This window comes from Acinetobacter tandoii (assembly GCF_008867985.1).
Classification (GTDB): Bacteria; Pseudomonadota; Gammaproteobacteria; order Pseudomonadales; family Moraxellaceae; genus Acinetobacter; species Acinetobacter tandoii.
In genome coordinates, this window is record NZ_VXLD01000015.1 from 1 (window position 1) to 18,057 (window position 18,057).

Here is an 18,057-nt window from a genome sequence, read left to right on the forward strand (position 1 = left end):
CTGTATCATTGGTGATCGAATCAAAGGTCACGGTTTGACCGTCATTATCGGTGTCGATCTTGGTGTCAATCACCACGTTCTGGCTGGTGGTACTTTTGCTGTTGCCCGCTGTATCCTTAACCGTTGCAACAACAGGATAAGTACCATCTGCCAAAGCGCTGCCTGTGAGATTCAGGGTCCAGTTACCTGAACCATCTACTGTTAATTTTGAATTGAGGTCACTGGTGCTATAGGTCTTGTCACCGACTTTCACACTGAGGCTGTTGCCCTCAGCTAGATCTACCGTGCCTTTAAATAACAAGGTATTGTCATTGGTAATGAAATCACTACTGGAACTGCCAGTGTCATTGGTAATCGAATCAAAGGTTATTGTGTAGCTTGAAACATCTGCTTTGGCTGTATCACTATCATTCGCAGTATTGTCAAATTGATCTGAACCCACTGAAGTGACGGTGCTTCCATCTTTTACAGCCTCCATTCCAATAGTAACAACGCCTGTCACAGGATTAATAATCACGCCAGTTGGTGTACTGTCTAAACTCCAAATTCCACTTGCATCCTTAGTTGCCGTTAGAATCATAGGATTATTGGATTCATCCGTGTAGCTGATCACTTCTTTAACATTGTCCGCGCCAGGCGTGACTGTTACAGAACCACCTACCAGCGCCAATACATCAGGTTTATCTGCAATTAAATCTGTACCTTGAGGATCGGTCTCATCTGCTTTGGCCGTATCACTGTCTGTCGCAGTGTTGTTATACGCATCGCTACCGACTGACTTAACAATTGAGCCGTCTTTGACTGAATCTGGACCAAGCGCAATCAAGCCCGTTGCAGGATCAATTGCAACATTGCTAGGCGTTTTATCTAGACTCCATTTACCATCAGTCCCTTTTGTCGCTGTTAAAGTCACAGCATTATTGGTTTCATCTATATAGGTAACAACTTGCTTAACATTATCTGCACCAGGTTTTATAGCAACAGCACCTGTCGCTAAAGCAACAACATCGGGTGCATCTGCTGAAGTTGGAGTACTATCATCCACCTTAGCCGTATCACTATCAGTCGCGGTATTATTACTTGAGTTAGTCCCCGTAGAAGTCACTGTGCTGCCATCTTTCACAGCATCCATACCAATAGTCACCAAACCTGTTGTGGAATTGATGCTTACACCTGTTGGGGTTTTATCTAGACTCCATTTACCATCAACCCCTTTTGTTGCTGTTAAGGACACTGAATTATTAGATTCATCGGTATAGGTAATGACTTGTTTAACATTATTTGAGCCAGGTTTAACCGTAACTACACCACCATTTAAAGCCACTACATCAGGTTTGTCCGCAGATGGAGCTGGTGTACCACCTCCACCTCCGCCGCCACCTCCAGCAGCGGCTAAACCGACTAGAGGAATTAAAGCAAGCAACCAATATGGATTAAATTCATATGATGCAGAGGTTAATGGCTCACCGCCCAAGGCTTGTGCAACACTCACTTGATCAGCGAGCATACTGACTGCATGTTGCTGAGCACCTGTTTCAGGTACATAAGCGTAATAACTGCCATTTTCATGCAGACCAATCAGTAAATTGGTTGTCGTCCCATCAGTACCGTAATAACCCTGAATAACCAGATCAGGATCCAGCGCATTCGTACCATCATCTTCAAAGCTTATATATAGATCATTACCTACACGCTGAATTTTGATATTTTCTGGTGCAAATTGAGTTGCATCATCAATCAACTCATAATTAATCCCTTTTTGCGCCTGAATCGTTACAGGCTGATCGTGGCCTTTAGTAACTTGCAAAGCCGAAATAATGGTTTTCGCATCATGTAATTTTATAGTGACTGTTTGATTTGGCATTTTATTTATCCTTTTCTTATGACTCGATTGTTAAAATTGTGAATAAATACAGAGAGCAATGTTTATTCAACTTTTATTCCATAGGTGATAATTTCTACCCGTCTATTTGGAAAATCACATTGCTCACGTGCTGCCTTATCATTGGCATACTTCTGATCACAATCACTCACCACAAGTTCCTGCTCACCACGCCCTTCAACTAAAATATTCTTTTTCATTACTCCATTTTGAACCAACAGTGCTCGTACTGTTTCTGCTCTACGTTGTGCGAGTTGTTGATTCGAATTATCTGACCCAACAGGATCTGTATATCCAATAACAGCAATATGGCTAATAGCTTCTTGATCCTGAGTAATTTCAGAAGCGATTTCAGCAACTTCTTTACGACCTTGAGAAGTCAAATCATTTGGACCAGACTTCGCGTAATTAAATAATGTACTGGCTTGTAAAGTGTATTTTTTAAGTACTGTTTTGACTGGTACTTGAACATATACAGGCTGTGTACATTCTTCGGTCTCTTTGACACGCGATTTAGTCGCAACAGCTTCTTTAAGATCTGGCAACAACGCTTGCGCCTGAGTCTCTGTTAACTCTTGCACTTGTATTGCTTGATTGTTGCCTCCAACCAATCTGAAATATTGTGTAGTACCTTCTGTAAGCGATTGCGTAGAATTCAATCGACGGGCATTGGCATAGTTAAACGCACTTTGCGTATAAATTGCATTTATGTGGGTAGGACGTGAACATAACTGTAATGCTTTAAATGAACCAGGTAGTAATGACGTTAAATAATGTCCTTCAATGAAAACATTTGCTGCTGGCCCTTTTAATCCGTCTTTATCACGAATAAATACAACCTGAGTATGACCTTCCTTAATAACTTTAGGCTGTAAATAAGGTTTTGAACCAAATTGATTCCAATGTTCAAAAGGGGGCTTCTTATTCGTAGTTGAACATCCAATCCAGAATAATGAGCACCCAACCACCAATATTAATCTTTTAACATCCATAATACCCACCTCTTTTATTACTATTTCATTTTCCTAACCCTTAAATGAAACAAGGGAATTTATTTTTATTCCACAAAAGCCTTAAAAAAATTAAGAGTTTATGTGATGATTTTTTATAATGCTTTTTTAAAAGAATATAAAAAAAAGAAAAAAAAACAATAGCATTAATTATAAATTTTAAAATAACATGAACCAGTTCACATATTTTTCAGATAGATGAATTATATTTTTATATTAATTATTTTTGAATAAAAAATAGACAACAAAACTTTATAAACATGACATAAAAATCAATACCATATAATATACATCTAAAATATATATTAACTTATTAAAATAATAGAAGATTAACCCAATTCTGGTTCATTTATTCTAATAACAAAAACCCTATTAAAATATAGAGTTTCTGCCGAAAGAATACCTTTATCTCTCTTGTAAAGCCTGCTTCATTCGAGTGATTGGTTTTATTAAATATTGAAATATAGTTTTTTCTCCAGTCTTGACGTCTACACTGGCAATCATGCCGGGAATAATTGGCATGGTTTTACCATTTTTATCAGTTAGTGAATTCTGATTCGTTTCCACTAAAATACGGTAGTACGCCTCATCTGGATTTAGGTTTAGTTCACTTGGCCGTGTTTTATCTCTTAATGTGTCAGGACTAATTAAAGTTACCTTACCCTCTAAACCACCATACAAGGCATAGTCATAAGCAGTAATTTTGACAATCGCACCAAGCCCCGGATGTACGAATGCAACATCTTGAGGACGGATATAAGCCTCAACCAATAATTTGTCATTCAGTGGAACTATTTCCATAATGTCTTGTCCAGCCTGTACCACACCACCGACTGTATTAATCTTGATATTTTTAACAATACCTCTTAGGGGTGCGCGAATCAGTGAACGATCTACAGGATCAGCACGCATTGCCATATTTTCTTTGGCTTGTGCCAATTCTGACTCAACCCGTACCAATTCATTATTGGCATCCGCTGCATATTGATTGCGCTTTTCATTAATTTGCAAAGCCAAATCTGAAGATTGACGTCGCATACGTAGCAACTCAACTTCAGACATTACCCCTTCTGCGACCATAGGTGACGTAATCGAAATTTCACGATCCAACATGGCTTTACTGGTTTGCAAGCCTGCAACCGCTTCATCCACTGCACGACGACGTGCAACATATGCTGCGCGTTCACGATGTTTTAAAGATTCACTAATTCCATTAGGAAATTTGATTTCTGTTCCATAAGATTCAGCTCTTAAACGGGCGGACATTGCTTCAAGATTGGCAACTTTTGCCTCACTTTCCCTTAAGATTGCCGAACTTCGAGTATCATCTAACCGAAGTAAGATTTGTCCTTTTTCAACAATATCCCCTTCTTTCACCAGCATCTCTTTGATTGTTCCAGGGTCTAAACTTTGCAAAATCTGCTCACGACTGGTTGGAATAACACTACCTTGACCACGTGTCACTTCCTCTACATGACTGTGATAAGCCCAAAAAACAAACACAACCATAAATACAAATAACAACCCAATTGTCCAAAACAAGCCCGTATGCCTTTCCGTTTGTAAGGCAGCATTCAAGTCATTCAACAATTCCAAGTCTTTCGACTGAACCCGTTCTGCGGGTGGGTTTCGATATTCTTCCATATGCCTCACTTACGTTGATGTCGATTTGTTTGACACGACTACTCAACATTTATTTTTTCTAATTGCGTATTATTCGTATGATTTTGTACAGATGATGCATGATCTGGTTTGATCACGATGGTACGACCTTCTTTTTGCCCCGTGGTTACTGTCGAACTTGGTTGTCCTGTCGTAACCGTTGAGTTTTGTGTTGTTGCTGATTTCGCCTGCTCATTTAAAGCGAGTTTCTTCAGAACTTCATCTCGCGGGCCATCCATGACCACCTGACCTTGGTCAATCACCACAACACGACTCACAATACTCAGAACTTGAGTCCGATGCGTCACCACCAACAAAGTTTTGTCTTTACACCACTGATGCAATGCTGTCAGTGTTTGTCGTTCAGTTAACTGATCTAAACCATTGGTTGGCTCATCTAATAACACTACACGTGGGGAACGTAATGTTAATCGAGCCAAGGCTATAATTTGTTTCTGACCACCCGAAAGTCCTAAACCATCCTCACCTAAAGGCATATCCAAACCACGCGGATGATTTTGAATTAAACTGTCCAGACCAAATCGTTTCAATGCCAATAACAACTCTTGATCTGTAGAAAAACCATCTTGTCGTGACAAATCCAAGTTTTCACGTAATGTCCCCAGAAACAAACGGGGTGCTTGCCCTAAAAATGCGACCTGATTGCGTAAATAATTTGGATCTAACTGTCGTAAATCCACACCATCTAACGTGACATTCCCCTCTAGTGGCTCAAACATACCGCTGGCGAGTTTTAACGTAGTAGTCTTACCACTGCCAATTTTCCCTAGTATTCCTACCTTTTCTCCAGGCGCAATATTTAAATTCAATCCCTTAAGTACTGGAGGAATATCCTGTTGATATTTAAAACTCACGTTTTGAAATTTAAGTTCGCCATTCACTTGATCTAAGCTGATATATTGCCGATCTGGATGACGTTCAATTTTACGTTCAATAATGCTTTGCAGGCCTTGTAAACCAATTTTAGCTTGCTGAAAACGAATGGCTAAGCTTGAGATTTGCGCCAAGGGTGCCAAAGCACGCCCCGACAAAATCACTGAAGCCATTAAAGCCCCCATCGTAATTTTATGATTTGGGTCTGGACTATGAATTAAATAAGTTCCGACAATCACCAATATCACTGTGTTTAATTGCTGAATGGCAACAGAAAAATTAACCACAAAATTACTCAAATCTCGAGTTTTAGTACTCGAAGCAGCAGTCTTAGCCGTGTAATAATCCCACTTTTGCTGTGCCCAACTGGTTGCATTATTGGCTTTTAATGTTTCAATCCCTTCAATTGCCTCTACCGCCAAACCTTGACGTTGTGACGACTCTTTCATTGATTCGTTGATATATCGCGCTAAAGGTCTTTGTGAAAGCAGACCAACCAACATCACGATTGGAATTAAAATTAAAGGAACCATTGCCAACGTTCCACCAATCATCCAAATCACGGTAATAAAGAGCAAAAGGAAAGGTAAATCGACTAATACCAACAAACTTGCACTGGTCATGAACTCTCTGACAGATTCAAATTCACGTAGGTTATTGGCATAAGAACCCGATGAAACAGGACGCTCCGCCAAATCCAAACTCATCACACGACGAAAAATGGCTGAACTGATAATTAAATCAGCTTTTTTACCCGCTATATCTGTCAAATGCCCACGGATCATTTTTGCGGCAAACTCAAAGCTAATCGCCAAAATTACCCCAATACTGAGCACCCAAAGCGTTTCATAAGATTTGTTTGGAATAACTCGGTCATAAACATTCATGACATACAGAGAACTGACCAATGCCAAAAAGTTAATAACAAATGTCGCTAAAATCACTTGCGAATAGTAAGCTCGAAAACGCCAAATGACTTTCCAAAACCATGCTTTAGGCAAGTGATACTCCGGTAACTCAGAACGTAAGTCACTGGTCAGTTTTGGTTTAATAAACCAACTGTATCCCAAGTACAATGCTGATAGCTGCGAATGATCAATTCTTTGCTTTAAACCATCAATTTGTTGTAACTCATAAACCCGATCTGCTCCGCAGCCATGAATTTGAGTAATAACAGCAGCTTCATTTTGCTGCAAAACTATAACTACAGGCACAGCCAATGCAGGAATTTCATGTAGTGCTTTTTTACTTAGCGTATTTTCAAAACCATGGCTTTTTAATACTTCAATCAAAGAAGGATAGTTGACATTTAAATTTTGGTCATGCGTCACCTGCGCCATCAAGGTAGCTACAGGTAAAGGGCTTCCCAATAGTCGGGTTGCCAAAGCAATATGCTCTATTATGGATTTCATTCTCTTTATGTCATCCTATTCTAATAACTTGACCTTTAGGTCAATTACGCATGATCCACATCCGCTTTGGATCAGCAGTCTTTATTATTACTGCCTTGCCCAATTACTAATGTTGGCTTGAGCACGCAAATAAGCCAACGCTGCCATTCGATAATCATTCTGTGCAGTCACATAAGCCATTTCGACCCCAGCCAATTCGTTATAGGCATTGAGCACATCTATCAGGCTTTTACGTGCAATTTTAAATTGCTTTTCATTGTCACTGACCACCTTACGTGAAGCGAGAATTTGCTCTTGCGAAATATTCATTTTTAGCCGACTCTGAAACATATCAATTTCTGCAGTACGTGCCCGTTCTTCAATATCCCTTTGAATTTGATCAAGCCGTGCTTTTGCTGCTACAGCAGATTGCCCACTTTGTTCGACAGAATATTTCGCTCCCCGATTCAACAAATCCCATGACATATTCAGATACACTTGACGGTCTTCAGTAGTCACGTTCCCCTCCAAGTTAACACTTGGATAACGTTTTGCTTTACGGTACTTCACCTCAGAACGAATACTCTCAAGCTCGGCTTCCTGAGCCAAATAAGATGGGTGCTGTGTAACTTCGGTCAATTGATAACGCGATATAAATTCAGACGGCGCCAGACCAATAAATGGATCACTCAGCGTATCCTGATCAATCACTTCAGATGAATATTTTTTTAGATGACTCAGTGCAAAACCCAATTCACGCTGCAAGCTACTAATCGTGTGTTCTACCTGCATTTGACGAGCACGTGCTTGTGTGAGTTCAGAGCGGCGTCCTGCATCATATTGCACAATCACACTAATATCTTGCGTAAATTTATTGTGACGTTCCAAACTTCGCATCTGTACAGCAAGTGCTTCATGGACATTGAGTGCTTTCAAATATTCAGAACCGATGTTGTAGCCTAGCTCTTCCGCAGTCTCATCAATTTTCTGCTCAAAATACTCAGATTTTTTTTTATCACGATCTACCTGAGCAGTAATTGCACCAAATGAATAAAGGTTCAGACTGCCCTTAACCCCTGGTGTAAAATCTTCACTCACATAATCATATTGACTCTTATGAGATTGACCCAAAATTTGGTTGGCAGTCAAAGCTAAGGTTGGATAATGTAATGATTTTGACTCTTTTACTCTGCTTAATGCTGCTTCTTCATTTGCTTGTGCTTCCAACATCATTGGGTCTTGCTCCAAAGCTGTCTTTAACAACGTTTTTAATTGAACCGCATAAACTGAACTACTACATAATAATGTGACTAGTAAAGCAATTCTTTTATGCCAAGTCATTTCTTGCACTTTCTTATTTCGCATTCTCATATTTTTACTTTAGATATTTCTTATATCCACAGAACACTGTGGCTTATCTCTCACAGAGAATTTTAGCAATTAAATTCAATAATTTAACTACATTATTTCAAAGTACAATATAAATAAAATTATTAAGAAAATATTAATAATTAAAAAAATTTACAGAGATTTCTATGAGTAAATAAAATTTTAAAATCGATTTTGATTAATATTTTTAAATTAATCAGTATAAAAATGCGTACTGGTTAACTAAAATTAATATTTATTTATTTCATTATACATATATATATTCATTATTATTTATTTCCATCAATATCATTTTCCACAATTATTAAATAAAACTTAAAAACACATAAAACTGTACTTTAATATCTACATTATTTGTTACAAACAAACCAACTACAGCGCTCAACTTTAATACTAAGTACATCTCTGCTCTAGTCTTAAGTCTTTTCATTATCTTATACTCATAAATTAAAATTAAATTTTAAGAAGTACGACCTCTATTTGTAAGTATATTCACTTACCTAAAAATGCTTATAACATTACTTCCAAAAACTCAGTATATACAGACATTAAAAAAGCCACCTAAAAGGTGGCTTTTCTTTCAGCAGCGCTGAACATCAACAATTAACCAAGTTTCTTAGAAACATAGTCAATTGCAGATTGAACTGTAGTGATTTCGTTAGAATCTTCATCAGGAATAGTGATGTCAAAATCATTTTCGAAAGACATTACAAGTTCAACTAGGTCTAGAGAGTCCGCACCCAAGTCATCCATGAAAGATGCTTCGTTTTTGATCTCTTCTACTTTAAGACCCAATTGTTCTGCAACCGCTTGTTTAACGCGTTGTTCGATATCGCTCACAGGAATTCTCCTCATTGCTTGTGGCGTTTTTAAATGCCGTTAGTTTAATTGAAACTCTAATTTTTTGAAAGTTTATCCATCAGCTAATTAGCTCATGTATAAACCACCATTTACGTGTAAAACCGTACCTGTAATATAACTTGCCTTCTCAGAAGCCAAGAAACTTACAGCATTCGCGATATCTTGTGGTTCACCTAAGCGCTGAAGTGCCACTTGTTCGCTCATTTTTTTACGAATTTCTTCGCTTAACTGTTCTGTCATTTCTGTTGCAATAAAACCTGGTGCAACTGAATTCACAGTAATTTGGCGGCTACCCATTTCTTTTGCAAGGCTACGGCTGAACGCCTCAATGCCTGCTTTAGCAGCTGAATAGTTTGCCTGACCTGGGTTTGCGAAATGCGCAACCACAGAACTAATATTAATAATTCGTCCAAAACGCGCTTTGGTCATGCCTTTAAGAACACGTTTTGATAAACGGTAAACTGCTTTTAGATGAATGTTCAGAATATCATCCCAGTCATCTTCAGACATACGCAACAACAAATTATCACGAGTAATCCCTGCATTATTTACAAGTGCAAGAACTGGACCATAATTTTGTTCGATATCTGTAACCAAAGCATCAATTGCTGTGCCATCACGCACGTCAAGCACTTTACCTGCACCATTTTCGCCAAATGCTGCTGATAATTTTTCCGCACCCGACTCAGAAGTCGCAGTACCCACTACAAAATAACCGTCTTGAATCAATTGTTGAGCGATGGCAGCACCAATCCCTCGACTTGCGCCTGTCACTAAAGCGACTTTGCGTTCTTGTGTCATGCAATTTTTCCTTCTGCCACTAAAATGGCATTCAGTGCATCCTCCATACGACCTTTCGTATCGATTGGGAATGCTTTTTCTATATTTGGCAAACGTTTCGCAAGATTGGCCAGCACATTACCAGGACCACACTCAACAATAAATTGAATACCCTGATCTTGCACAGACTGCATCGTCTTGGTCCATTGCACAGATTGGTACAATTGTGCAGTCAATGCCTGACGTAATTGCGCCACATCTGTCGCGATTTCCGCGTTGACATTTTGTATTACAGGAATGCCAGGTAGCTCAATGGCAGTTTGTTCCAAAGCAAGTGCGAATTGCTCGGCAGCTGGTTTCATCAACGAACAATGTGATGGTACAGACACAGGAAGTGCAATCGCTTTGCCTGATTGTTCCTTTGCAATTGCCATCACCGCTTCTACAGCAGCTTTTTCACCCGCAATAACCACTTGGCCTTGCGCATTGTAGTTTGCTGCTTCTACCGAACCCTGACCTTGTGCTGTGACTTCAGCACACAACTCAAGAACTTTGGCATCTTCTAGACCCAAAATCGCTGCCATTGCACCTTTACCTTGAGGTACTGCATTTTGCATAAGCTTGCCACGCAAGTTTACCAACTTAACAGCATCGCCTAATGACATTGCACCAGCAGCAACCAAAGCACTGTATTCACCCAATGAATGACCTGCGAGGTATTTAGGCGCAACACCACCCAACTCCAACCACACACGCCATAAAGCGATACTGGCTGTAAGCAATACAGGTTGTGTAAATTCAGTTTGGTCTAAGCCTTCACCGCTTTGGGCAATATGCCATAAATCAAAACCAAGGGCTTCAGAAGCTTCCGCGAACGTGTCACGAATACCACTAAACTGTTCAGCAAGTTCAGCTAGCATGCCAGCTTTTTGCGAACCTTGACCTGGAAACACAAATGCAGTTTTTGTTGCTTGAGCTGCTTGTTCGAGTGGTCTAGCAGACATATAAAAAATCCTTTATGTAGTCACTGCTCATTCATGGAGCGGAAATTTAACACTTAATTTTGTTTTTGGTAATTGCGAAATACAACAAAAATCGAAGGCAAAAAAAAGGGAGCTTACGCTCCCAATTTTTTCATTAAGCTCATCACTTAATGCTTCATCAATTATTCAGCAGATACTTTAGCGAATAATTGACGACCACGGTAGATACCATCTTTAGATACGTGGTGACGACGGTGAGTCTCACCAGTAGCTTGGTCTACAGTTAATGCATTCTCAGTTAAAGCGTCATGTGAACGGCGCATGTCACGGCGAGAGCGACTTTTACGGTTTTGCTGAACGGCCATGATGGCTCCTTACAAATCGAAAAATATGGATCAGAACAAATTCAGTTGTCTTATACGGAAGAGTATAACACAAAAATTAGTTAAGTTTACCCTTCAAACTTGCCAAAACATCAAACGGGTTATCCCGTTTTTCTTCAACAAGCTCTTCAATGGCAGGTTGGTGCTTATGTTCACAAGCATCATGCTTAGGAGACAAAGGCATCAACAATAACAATTCATCTTCTATCAGAGACAGTAAATCAGCCGTCGCAGGCGCATCATAGCTACCTTTCGTCGTTGCTTCACTTTCACCTAAGACGATGAAATCAGCATCCTCATCCAAGCGCTCTATCAGTGACTCATCATCCACTAGAGCTAGATGAAAATCTGAAACGAGTTCAATACTAACCGCGTCTAAACAACGCTGACATTCCATTGGAACAGTCGTTTCAACGTGACCATCTAACCATACAATGCGATGATACGCATCCATTGATAGCTTACAGTCTATGTTAATCAATTGATCATCAATTGATCCAACAGCTTCACGAGCGATACGAGCAAAGCGAGACAATGGCAGGGTACCTGACCATGTAAAGCCTTGTTCAGCCCATTTAAACGGCTCAATCTGTGCCGGAAAGGTATTTGCTGACATAATTAAGGCGGCAATTCTACAAATTCATCAGTACTCTGTCAAAGATTAAGATACAATTTTGTACTTATTTAGACAGACCATTTTGGGTAACACAGTCATGCATCTGTTGCAGCCGCAAACAGAAGTGAATAAAAAATCACTTGTTAGCACACTTTCAACTGTTCATTTTGACATTTCACCAGACCAAGTGCAACGTTTGGAATGGGCGAATTTACAGTCAGAAACTGAACAAGTTGACTGGCTCATCTTACACTTTAATTACTGGTTTTCCCACCTTAATGTGAATTTGATTCGCGGCGAAGACGAACCTGAATATTTTCCAGCGACAGAGCAACAGCCCGCGCGTATTCAATTTGCTCATGGTTTCTTTAATAGTGCTTTACATGAAATTAGCCATTGGACGATTGCTGGTGAACAACGTCGCTTACTCCCAGATTTAGGCTATTGGTATGCTCCCGATGGTCGTACACAAGAACAGCAAGCTTTATTTGAACAAGTAGAAATTAAACCACAAGCAATTGAATGGATGTTTGCCAAAGCCTTTGGTCGAAAATTCCGGGTCTCGCTCGATAACCTGACTGGTGAAGGGGGTGATGGTTCGACTTTTAAAGATAATGTATATGCACAAGTACAACGTTATTGTTCTGGAGAAGTGGCGCTACCACGAGATGCAAAATACTTTATTGACTGTATCTGTGCGTGTACAAGAAGTGGCAAAACATTACAAAGTGACGAGTTTCAACGCGAAATGCTGGACTAATTACAGAAATTCATCAAAGTTACATGACAACATGTTGTAATTTCAGCAGATAATATCTAAAAAATCAGGAGAAAAATATGTTGCACTTAAGAATACATCCTGATAATCCACAACCGCGCTTAATCAGTCAGGCAGTGGAACGTATTCGCGCGGGTGATGTGGTGGTTTATCCAACGGATGCTGCTTATGCGATTGGATGCCAGATCGGAAATAAGAATGCAATGGAACGAATTTCACAGATTCGTGGCTTAGGGCCAAAGCATCAGTACGCGATTATTTGTTCAGATTTATCCGACATTGCTACCTATGCCAAAGTCGATAATGCCATGTATCGTTTACTCAAAAATAATACCCCTGCTGTGACCACTTTCATTTTACCAGCCACCAGCGAAGTACCTAAACGCTTGATGCACCCCAAAAAGAAAACGATTGGTCTGCGCATTCCAAGCAACCCAATTTGTCAAATGCTACTGAAAGAATTAGGTGAACCTTTACTCACCAGTACCTTAATCTTACCTGGGAGTGCTGACCCACTCGATGATCCCTATGAAATTGAGATGCAACTGGAAAAACGCATTGATGTATTTATTGATAGCGGCTTAGGTACCTTAAGCACCACCAGTATTGTGGATTTATCTGGAGACAGTCCTGTTGTCATTCGTAAAGGCGTAGGCGATGTCAGCGCTTTTGAATAAGTTGAACCATCAGGTGGCGAGTCTCAACTCAAGGCTCTCCCCTTGATCGAGTGATTCTGTTTTAAGCCTAATTATCTTATTTTATTGTTCTTTCATAAGCTTGCTCTCATCAATGCGAATAAAAGATAGCCTTGACGTTCATCACAAAAATAAATACTCAGTATTTATTTACCGCTTTTTTTGTTATTTGATTGGTCAAGTAATGTATTCATCACCGAATATGCATTACACTAAGGCCTATTAAAATTATGTATTTTTTAATCACCTCTACTTTCTCCCCTAAGTACTGATTCAAAAAGCACATAATCATGCCTTTGAAAATTCGCGTGGCCAATAACTGTAATGAATCAATCCGTCCATAATGCTATGGAAGAAACGCCGCACATCCGTGTTCTGGATGAATGGCAAGACTCCATCCCTGAGGATTTATATATTCCTCCTGCCGCATTTGAAATTCTCTTGGAGCATTTCGAAGGACCACTCGACTTTTTAATTTACCTGATTCAAAAAAATGGCTTCGACTTATTACAGTTAGACATTGCACCCATTGCAGCCCAATATCTTTCTTATATGGATGCCATGAAGTCATTAAATATTGAGCTGACTGCTGACTATATGGTGATGGCCGCTTTATTGGCAGATTTAAAATCTCGCTTGTTGCTCCCGAAACCCACCAGTATTGCTGTTGAAAAAGACCCAAAACAAGCGTTGATTGATCGCTTAGAAACTTATCTTCGTGTCAAACAAGCAGCTGAACGCTTGGGGCAAATGAGCGTGCTTGAGCGTGATACATTCGAGACGAATGTGAGTCTGGGCGATGTCGCAGTCCGTCATGAAGGCTTTTCCGTCAATCTTTTGCATGATGCTTTGTTTTGCGTGTTTAACCGCCCAGAACCAGTAACCCACAAAATTGAGCAAGAACCCGTATTGCTTGAAGAGCGAATTGCATTTATTGAAGAAAAGCTGCAAGCAGGTGAAGTTCTCGATTTTATTGAACTACTCAAACCTAGTCAGGGGCGTATGGGTGTGGTTGTGACGTTTATGGCTGTACTGGAACTGACCCGTCAACAACGTATTCAAATTGTGGGTTCAGGCATAGAGGCGCCTCTTAGTGTCCAAGGAGCACACGTATGAGTGAAGCTGATCTATTTTCTCAATCCGAAATTCAACATGAAGTGTTGATGCAACTGGAAGCTATTATTTTTGCGAGTGATGCACCAGTTTCTTTGGCACGTCTAAAAGAAGCCTTTCAAGATCAATACTCCAAGTCTGAACTTCGTCAACTGATACAACAATTAATGGTCTTACAACATGGTCGCTCTATTGAGTTGGTAGAAACTGCACAAGGTTTCCGCTTTCAAGTACGCGCCAAGTATCGTCAAATTATTAGTCAAACTTGGCCTGAGCGTCCAACCCGCTTGTCGCCTTCTCTGCTCGAAATCTTGGCGGTGGTGGCTTACCACCAACCCGTGACTCGTGCGGACATTGAACAAATTCGTGGAGTTTCTAATAATAGTCAAATATTAAGAACCCTATTTGACTGGAACTGGATTAAAGAATCTGGTTTTAGGGAACTCCCAGGAAGACCCGCGTTGTTGGTTACAACGCCACAGTTTTTAAATGCATTTGGCCTAACATCGATTGGTCAATTGCCTCCCCTACAGGATGCCAAGGAAGCTTTTATGGCTCTCGATGCGCAAGCACCGAAGTCGTAAATAGGTGAACTGTTGATGATAATTTCTAAGGTTATGCTGTCATGAGTGAAAAATTGCAAAAGGTACTCGCACGAGTTGGTCTCGGCTCTCGCCGTTATATGGAAGAGGTCATTGCTGCTGGTCGTGTGAGTGTCAACGGTCGTGTTGCTCAAGTGGGCGAACGTATTGAGCCAGGCGATGAGCTTCGCATCGATGGTCGTAAAGTGCAGTTCCAAATTGAAGATGAAATTCGTCGTCGTGTTCTGATTTACTACAAGCCAGAAGGTGAAATTTGTTCACGTAACGACCCTGAACAACGCCCAACCGTATTTGATAACTTGCCTAGCATTACCAATGATCGTTGGGTTATGGTGGGTCGTCTAGATATTAACTCTACAGGCTTGTTGCTGTTCACAAATGATGGTGAACTTGCAAACCGCTTAATGCACCCATCGAATGAAATTGAGCGTGAATACGCTGTACGTGTTATGGGCGAAGTTACTCCACAAATCCGTAACAACATGCTGCGTGGCGTGGTGTTAGACGATGGCCCTGCAAAATTTGAATCATTCTCTGAAATTGGTGGTGACGGGATTAACCGTTGGTATCAAGTGGTGGTGAAAGAAGGGCGTAACCGTGAAGTTCGTCGTATTTTTGAATCTCAAGGCTTGAAAGTTAGCCGTCTATTACGTACTCGTTATGGCACTGTCATTTTACCACGTGAATTACGTACAGGCCGTTGGATGGAACTCGATAGAGCTGACATCGACAATTTAACTAAATCAGTTGAACTTAAGCCACGCCAAGGTACAGGTCTATTCGGTATGGCAAAACGCCGTACTGAACGTATGCAAGAAAAACCAATGGCAGCACGTCGTGGCGGTTTCTTACGTCAGCAACGTCGTGACAATGAAGATGAAGGCCAACAAGCAAAGCCAGCATTCAACCGTGAACGTCGTGAAAACCCAAATGGTCATACGCACCGCCGTCAGGACAATGCACAAACAGGTTATGCTCAACGTGAACCACGCCATAACTCTGGTTATGCACAACGTGATAGCCGCCCAGAAAACTTTGGCAACAAAGGTTCATATGGCCAACGTGATACTCGTGATGAACAAGCTCCACGTAAGCCATTTGGCGTAAACAAAGGCTTTAAAAAGTTTTAATCATTCAAGTTAAAATTTGAGCCACTTTCGAGTGGCTCTTTTTATAGGTGATGTATGCAGTGTAATAAGACCGCTTTCAGTTATGGCGCACGAAGAATCTCCCAATCGCCCATAAAAAACGCCCAATCTAGTGAGCGTTTTAGTTATCCAAACTCAGTGATTGATTAAACACCCTTGGGTATAGCACTGAGCAAGCGTTGAGTATATTCATGTTGTGGCGACTGATACAAATCATCTGAATTGGCAATTTCGACGATATCCCCATGATTCATGACCATGATTTGATCAGAAATATATTTTACCACTGACAAATCATGTGAGATAAAAATATAACTCAAGCCAAATTCATCCTGTAAATCTTGCAGCAAATTCAAGACCTGTGCTTGTACAGAAACATCCAATGCCGACACCGATTCATCACAGATCAAAATTTCAGGCTTTAAGGTTAGGCAGCGTGCAATCGCAATGCGCTGTCGCTGTCCACCCGAAAACTCATGTGGATAACGATGATATGCCGATGCGGGCAAACTGACTCGCTCCAGCAGATCCAAGGCGATTTTTTTACGCTCAGCATCATTGGTGCCAATGCCATGCACCTGCATCGGCTCCAGTAGAATTTGTCCTACCGTAAAGCGCGGGTTGAGCGATGCATAAGGATTTTGGAAAATGATCTGGATTTTACGTTGAAACTGAGCAAACTGCTTGTCTGACATTGCCAAGATATCTTGACCATAAATTCGAGCCGTTCCACCTGTTGCTTGTTGCAACCGCATAAGTAATAGCCCAATGGTAGTTTTACCTGAACCTGACTCACCCACCAAGCCTAAAGTTTTGCCTTTCGCCAATTGAAACGAAACACCTTTGACGGCTTGAAACTCATCTTTTCCAAACAACCCTTTTCGACTATAAAATGATTTTTTTAAGTCTCGAACATCCAGAATGATTTCTTCATTGCCCTTTAAGCCCCGTTGTCGCTGTACAGGAGGCTTTTCAGTCACCACTTTTTCTATCCAATCCTGACCTTGTTGCTGCATAAAGTCACTGATCATCGGCAAGCGGAACGGGCGTTGTGACAGTTGCGGACGACATTGTAGTAAAGCACGAGTATAAATATCTTGTGGCTGCTCCAAGACTGATTTTACTGCGCCTTGCTCACGAATTTCCCCATGTCGCATTACAATCACTTGATCGGCAATTTCACCCACCAATGCCAAGTCATGGGTAATAAACAACATCGACATATTACGACGTTGCTGTAAGTCTTGTAATAAATCTAAAATTTGCTTTTGAATGGTCACATCGAGTGCTGTGGTGGGTTCATCCGCAATCAACAATTTCGGTTCACAGGCAATTGCCATCGCAATCATCACACGTTGTTGCTGCCCACCTGAAAGCTGACTGGGATAAGCATCTATTTTGGTTTCAGGAGAAGGAATACCCACTTCTTTCAGCAACTCCAAAGTACGTGCTCTGGCTTGCTTACGCCCCATTGCCAAATGTAGCCTGAGCACTTCTGCAATCTGATCGCCCACAGTAAACACAGGATTCAGCGAAGACATCGGTTCCTGAAAAATCATGGCGATGTCTTTGCCACAAATTTTTCGCATCTCTGCACGTGATAAGGTCAGTAAATTCACGCCTTCAAACACAATTTTACTTTCTGCCGAAATACGGCTTTGCTCTGGTGGCAGTAAACCCATAGTCGCGAGAGATGTTACCGATTTACCACTGCCCGACTCACCCACTAAGGCAACCGTGGTATGCGCTGGAATTTCAAAAGATATTCCCTTCACCGTTTCGGTGTACTGTTTATTTTCTCCCTTAAAACTGACCTGAAGATTTTCAACTTTTAATAAGATTGAATTTAGTTTTGATTCAGTCATGTTCA

At 40.6% G+C, this 18,057-nt stretch carries 16 protein-coding genes; 5 read left to right on the forward strand and 11 right to left on the reverse strand.

The genetic code is table 11. The features are described from left to right. From F4W09_RS15165 to F4W09_RS15210, 10 genes are all read right to left on the reverse strand, one after another. Positions 1-1,864: Ig-like domain-containing protein (locus F4W09_RS15165; RefSeq protein WP_151505275.1), on the reverse strand; the 1,864-nt coding region annotated here is incomplete at its 3' end. A gap of 62 nt (positions 1,865-1,926) precedes the next feature. Beyond that, a complete protein-coding gene (locus F4W09_RS15170) occupies positions 1,927-2,874 on the reverse strand; it encodes an OmpA family protein (protein ID WP_151505276.1) in 948 nt (315 codons plus the stop codon). 423 nt (positions 2,875-3,297) lie between these two features. Beyond that, on the reverse strand, positions 3,298-4,536 hold the full coding sequence (locus F4W09_RS15175) for an HlyD family type I secretion periplasmic adaptor subunit (protein ID WP_151505277.1): 1,239 nt from the start codon (positions 4,534-4,536) through the stop codon (positions 3,298-3,300). Positions 4,537-4,574: 38 nt separating this feature from the next. Next, positions 4,575-6,860 (reverse strand): type I secretion system permease/ATPase, encoded by a 2,286-nt coding sequence (locus tag F4W09_RS15180; RefSeq protein ID WP_151505278.1) that lies wholly within the window; start codon positions 6,858-6,860, stop codon positions 4,575-4,577. Between the two features lie 87 nt (positions 6,861-6,947). Further along, the gene (locus F4W09_RS15185) at positions 6,948-8,204 is read right to left on the reverse strand and encodes a TolC family protein (protein ID WP_171492449.1); all 1,257 of its coding nucleotides are present in this window, start codon (positions 8,202-8,204) and stop codon (positions 6,948-6,950) included. Between the two features lie 627 nt (positions 8,205-8,831). Continuing rightward, the gene (acpP, locus tag F4W09_RS15190) at positions 8,832-9,068 is read right to left on the reverse strand and encodes an acyl carrier protein (protein ID WP_016166057.1); all 237 of its coding nucleotides are present in this window, start codon (positions 9,066-9,068) and stop codon (positions 8,832-8,834) included. 87 nt (positions 9,069-9,155) lie between these two features. After that, the gene (fabG, locus tag F4W09_RS15195; protein ID WP_016166058.1) at positions 9,156-9,890 is read right to left on the reverse strand and encodes a 3-oxoacyl-ACP reductase FabG; all 735 of its coding nucleotides are present in this window, start codon (positions 9,888-9,890) and stop codon (positions 9,156-9,158) included. Then, positions 9,887-10,873, reverse strand: a complete 987-nt coding sequence (gene fabD, locus F4W09_RS15200; RefSeq protein WP_151505280.1) for an ACP S-malonyltransferase — start codon at positions 10,871-10,873, stop codon at positions 9,887-9,889. The genes fabG and fabD overlap by 4 nt, the downstream gene beginning before the upstream one ends. A gap of 161 nt (positions 10,874-11,034) precedes the next feature. After that, positions 11,035-11,217, reverse strand: coding sequence for a 50S ribosomal protein L32 (rpmF, locus tag F4W09_RS15205; protein ID WP_151505281.1), 183 nt, complete (start codon positions 11,215-11,217; stop codon positions 11,035-11,037). 76 nt (positions 11,218-11,293) lie between these two features. Further along, complete coding sequence (locus tag F4W09_RS15210; protein WP_016166060.1) at positions 11,294-11,851, reverse strand: YceD family protein; 558 nt, start codon at positions 11,849-11,851, stop codon at positions 11,294-11,296. 97 nt (positions 11,852-11,948) lie between these two features. Between F4W09_RS15210 and F4W09_RS15215 the strand changes: the two genes are divergently transcribed. From F4W09_RS15215 to rluB, 5 genes are all read left to right on the forward strand, one after another. Further along, on the forward strand, positions 11,949-12,611 hold the full coding sequence (locus tag F4W09_RS15215; RefSeq protein WP_151505282.1) for an elongation factor P hydroxylase: 663 nt from the start codon (positions 11,949-11,951) through the stop codon (positions 12,609-12,611). 77 nt (positions 12,612-12,688) lie between these two features. Further along, on the forward strand, positions 12,689-13,306 hold the full coding sequence (locus F4W09_RS15220) for an L-threonylcarbamoyladenylate synthase (protein ID WP_016166062.1): 618 nt from the start codon (positions 12,689-12,691) through the stop codon (positions 13,304-13,306). A gap of 342 nt (positions 13,307-13,648) precedes the next feature. Continuing rightward, a complete protein-coding gene (locus F4W09_RS15225) occupies positions 13,649-14,440 on the forward strand; it encodes a segregation and condensation protein A (RefSeq protein ID WP_016166063.1) in 792 nt (263 codons plus the stop codon). After that, the gene (gene scpB / locus F4W09_RS15230; protein WP_016166064.1) at positions 14,437-15,021 is read left to right on the forward strand and encodes an SMC-Scp complex subunit ScpB; all 585 of its coding nucleotides are present in this window, start codon (positions 14,437-14,439) and stop codon (positions 15,019-15,021) included. Before F4W09_RS15225 ends, scpB begins: the two co-directional genes overlap by 4 nt. 41 nt (positions 15,022-15,062) lie before the next feature. Then, a complete protein-coding gene (rluB, locus tag F4W09_RS15235) occupies positions 15,063-16,169 on the forward strand; it encodes a 23S rRNA pseudouridine(2605) synthase RluB (protein ID WP_151505283.1) in 1,107 nt (368 codons plus the stop codon). Between the two features lie 164 nt (positions 16,170-16,333). Here rluB and F4W09_RS15240 read toward each other — a convergent pair whose 3' ends face one another. Next, entirely contained in the window at positions 16,334-18,052 is a 1,719-nt protein-coding gene (locus tag F4W09_RS15240; protein WP_151505284.1) for an ABC transporter ATP-binding protein, read from the reverse strand. Positions 18,053-18,057 lie beyond the last annotated feature (5 nt).